Here is a 3,853-nt window from a genome sequence, read left to right as displayed (position 1 = left end):
GGCCGGGCCGGGGCCGCCGGGCGAGTCCGGGTCAGCGGCCCAGGTACTTCGGCTTCTCCTTGTTGACGAACGCCTGGACGGCGATGGTGTGGTCCTCGGACAGCCCCGCCCGGGTCTGGAGCTCGTCCTCCTTCTGCAGGGTCTCCTCCAGGGAGTGCGTCAGGCCGTACGCCACCGACTCCTTCAGCGCCGCGTACGCCAGCGTCGGACCCTCGGCCAGCGTCCGCGCCACCTTCTCGGCCTCGGCCCGCAGTTCGGCGGCCGGCACCACCCGGTTGGCGATGCCCAGCTCCAGGGCCTCCTGCGCGCCGATGGTGCGCGGGAAGAGCAGCAGGTCGGTGGCCCGGGAGGGGCCGACCACCCGCGGCAGGGTCCAGGAGATGCCGGAGTCGGCGGTGAGCGCGACGCCCGCGAAGGACGTGTTGAAGGACGCCGTGTCCGCCACGATCCGGTAGTCGGCGGCGAGCGCGAAGCCGAAGCCCGCCCCGGCCGCGACCCCGTTCACCGCGGCGACCACCGGCTTCGGCGCACCCGCCAGCGCCCGCACGATCGGGTTGTAGTGCTCCCGCACGGTGCCCATCACCTGCCCCGACCCGGTCTCCCGGTCGGCGGTCAGCAGCTTGATGTGCTCCTTGAGGTCCTGGCCCACGCAGAACGCCCGGTCGCCGGCGGCGGTCAGCAGCACCGCGCGGACGGTGTCGTCCTCCGCCGCGGACCGGGCCGCGTCCCGGAGGGCGACCTTGGTGGCGACGTTCAGCGCGTTCATCGCCTCGGGACGGTTCAGCGTGATCGTCGCGAGCCCGTCGCTCACCTCGTAGAGCACGGTGTCGGTCATGGGGCATCCCCTTCGATGTCGCCGCTGTGACGTACCGCCGCACGGATCGCCGCAGGGTGCTGCGAGCGCCGCACTGACTGTTGTACTGATGGTTGTACTGGTCGGTACATCCTGTGTCCGAAGGACAGCATGACGGAGATCATCCGCTGTGGCGCGGGGTGGAGGTGTGAGCTGCGTCAAACACATTCGGGGAATCCGCCGCCGCCGGGAGACCGCGCGAGCGCGCAGTATCGCAGCCACATCGCCGAATTGAGTGGTTTTGCACGCGCTCGTTGCCCAAGCGATGCCAACCGATGTTGGTCATCGGGTCCTGTGATGCGGGATAATGGCTGGGAAGCAATGTGTTCGATGCCGGTGGCGCGTGTCCTGGCCGGGTCCGGACGGGAGCCACGCGCGTGCCCACACGGTGGGCCGTCGGCTTTGACGATTGAGCTGGGTTTCAGGAAGGGGAACGAGCATGGCGGCCATGAAGCCGCGGACGGGCGATGGCCCGCTCGAGGTGACCAAGGAGGGGCGGGGCATCGTCATGCGCGTTCCGCTCGAAGGCGGCGGTCGGCTCGTCGTCGAGCTGACTCCTGACGAGGCCGACGCGCTCGGCGACGCCCTCAAGAAGGTCGTCAGCTGACGCGCAGGCGATCACAGCCTTTTTCGGCCGCCCCGGCACCCGTGCACGGTGCCGGGGCGGCTGCTCGTCGTGAGCGGGACGCGCGGCCGGCGGTACGGACCCACGGTCCGGACGCCGGCCCCCGGCATGCGACCGCGCACGGCCCCGGCGCCCGGCCGCGCACGGCCCCGGCGCCCGGCCGCGCACGGAGTCGGCGCCCGATCGCGCACGGGCTCAGCGCTTGACCGCGCACAGCAGGCCGTCGCCCACCGGCAGCAGCGACGACACCAGATCGGGGCTCTCGCGCACCGTGCGCAGCAGCTCCCGCAGGCGCAGGACCTCCGTCGGCTGCGGCCCCGGACCCACGGTCCGCCCGTGTGCGAAGACGCCTTCGAAGGCGACAAGACCTCCCGGGCGCAGCAGACGCAACGATTCAGCGAGATATTCGGGGTACTCCAGCCGGTCGCCGTCGCAGAAGACGAGGTCGTACCCCGCGTCCGCGAGCCGGGGCAGCACGTCGAGGGCGCGGCCGGGGATGAAACGGGCGCGGTTGGTGGCGAACCCGGCGGCGCGGAACGCCTGACGGGCGAACTGCTGGTGCTCCGGCTCGGTGTCGACGGTGGTCAGCACCCCGTCCGGCCGCATGCCGTGCAGCAGGTGGATCCCGGAGACCCCCGTGCCGGTGCCGATCTCCGCGACCGCCTTCGCATCCACGGAAGCAGCCAGCAGCCGCAGCGCGGCACCCGCGCCGGGAGACACCGTGCGCAGCCCTGCCTCGCGGGCCCGCTCGCGGGCCCAGAGCAGCGTGTCGTCCTCGGCGACATAGGCGTCGGCGAACGCCCAGCTCGTCTGCCGGTTGCCGGTAATGACGCTCTCCTGTCCCATGGGATACCTGTGGCGTGACTGTAGCCGTTGGCGCCGGGAACCCGCAGATGGGACCGGTCGTTTCAGAAGACGGGAGGAACGGTCGCGGAGGCAACGGGCAGGCGCGGCGGACGAGCGGCGGGAAAGCAGCCGGGGAAGCGGCGAGGCGGCGGTGTGGCAGCGACGGCGGCACGAACGGGGGGAGCGGGGATGAAAGCGGGGATGAATCAGGACGCAGAACACGCGCCGGCGCGGTCGCGCGAGCCGGACGAGCGCGCGTCAATGTCCCGTAAAACCGCTTATCCGGAGCTAACGGACGAGGTGGGTATGGTAGGGGCTCCACTGGACACCACCAGAGCCGACAGGGGAGGTGCGGCCGCGCCTGTGGACCGCGGAGGAGTGCTGCGACGCTTCCTCGGGTCGGCGGGCAGGCCGAAATCCGTGACCGACACCGCTGCTGACCCGCACCACGCCGCCGAACCCGCCCAGACCGCGACGTTCTCCACCGACGCGGACGGGCAGGCGTGGACTCCGCCCACCTGGGAGGAGATCGTCAGCACCCACAGCGGCCGCGTCTACCGCCTCGCCTACCGCCTCACCGGCAACCAGCACGACGCCGAGGACCTCACCCAGGAGGTCTTCGTCCGTGTCTTCCGCTCCCTGTCGACCTACACACCGGGAACGTTCGAGGGCTGGCTGCACCGCATCACCACGAACCTGTTCCTGGACATGGTCCGCCGCAAGCAGCGCATCCGCTTCGACGCGCTCGGCGAGGACGCGGCCGAGCGGCTGGCCAGCAAGGAACCGACACCGCAGCAGCTGTTCAACGACGCGCACTTCGACGCGGACGTGCAGCAGGCCCTCGACACCCTCGCGCCCGAGTTCCGCGCCGCGGTCGTCCTGTGCGACATCGAGGGGCTGTCGTACGAGGAGATCGCCGCGACCCTCGGCGTCAAGCTCGGCACGGTCCGCTCCCGCATCCACCGCGGGCGCTCCCAGCTGCGCAAGGCTCTCGCGCACCGTTCGCCCCAGGCGCGGGCCGAGCGTCGCAGCTTCGTGCCCCGGGTTCCCGCACTGGGGGGAGGGGGCGCGACCGCGTGAGTGGCTCACGACCCGATCCCGCGGGGCATCTCGCGGAGCAGCACCTGGGAGACCGTCTCGCCGCCCTGGTCGACGGAGAGCTCGGTCATGACACGCGCGAGCGTGTCCTGGCGCATGTGGCCACCTGCCCGAAGTGCAAGGCGGAGGTGGACGCACAGCGCCGTCTGAAGAGCGTCTTCGCACAGGCGGCCCCACCACCTCCCTCCGAGAGCTTCCTGGCCCGTCTGCAGGGCCTTCCCGGGGGCGTCGTCGACGGCGACGACTCGCCGCTGGGCGGGGGAGGACTGCCCGGCGGACTCTCCGGACGCTCCTCCGGGGTGTTCGGTGCGAAACGCGGCGAGCGGTTCGAGTTCGGCTATGTGCCGGCCCGGCCGCATGCCGCCGCGCCGGCCGACCGGGTGGATGCGGAAGCCGCGCTCCCCGGCGGCGTCGGCCGGCGCGGCGGCATG

The 3,853-nt window shown here is 71.9% G+C and carries 5 protein-coding genes; 3 read left to right on the top strand and 2 right to left on the bottom strand.

The genetic code is table 11. The features are described from left to right. Positions 1-31: 31 nt before the first annotated feature. Complete coding sequence (gene chcB, locus CCN35_RS26500; RefSeq protein ID WP_067397614.1) at positions 32-835, bottom strand: 2-cyclohexenylcarbonyl CoA isomerase; 804 nt, start codon at positions 833-835, stop codon at positions 32-34. Between the two features lie 457 nt (positions 836-1,292). Between chcB and CCN35_RS26495 the strand changes: the two genes are divergently transcribed. After that, positions 1,293-1,460 carry a DUF3117 domain-containing protein gene (locus CCN35_RS26495; RefSeq protein WP_018834979.1) on the top strand — a complete coding sequence of 56 codons (168 nt, stop codon included), beginning with the start codon at positions 1,293-1,295 and terminating at the stop codon, positions 1,458-1,460. 213 nt (positions 1,461-1,673) lie between these two features. Here the strand turns inward: CCN35_RS26495 and CCN35_RS26490 are convergent, their stop codons facing one another. Further along, positions 1,674-2,324 (bottom strand): O-methyltransferase, encoded by a 651-nt coding sequence (locus CCN35_RS26490; protein ID WP_067397615.1) that lies wholly within the window; start codon positions 2,322-2,324, stop codon positions 1,674-1,676. A 378-nt stretch (positions 2,325-2,702) separates the two neighbouring features. Here CCN35_RS26490 and sigE point away from each other — a divergent pair, with 378 nt between their 5' ends. Beyond that, on the top strand, positions 2,703-3,404 hold the full coding sequence (gene sigE, locus CCN35_RS26485) for an RNA polymerase sigma factor SigE (RefSeq protein ID WP_067397616.1): 702 nt from the start codon (positions 2,703-2,705) through the stop codon (positions 3,402-3,404). Next, on the top strand, positions 3,401-3,853 hold a 453-nt coding region (locus CCN35_RS26480), incomplete at its 3' end, for an anti-sigma factor family protein (RefSeq protein ID WP_211285585.1). The genes sigE and CCN35_RS26480, both read left to right, overlap by 4 nt.

It is taken from the genome of Streptomyces thermovulgaris, from assembly GCF_002155915.1.
Taxonomy (GTDB): domain Bacteria; phylum Actinomycetota; class Actinomycetes; order Streptomycetales; family Streptomycetaceae; genus Streptomyces; species Streptomyces thermovulgaris.
This window is presented reverse-complemented; position numbering and strand designations above follow the sequence as displayed.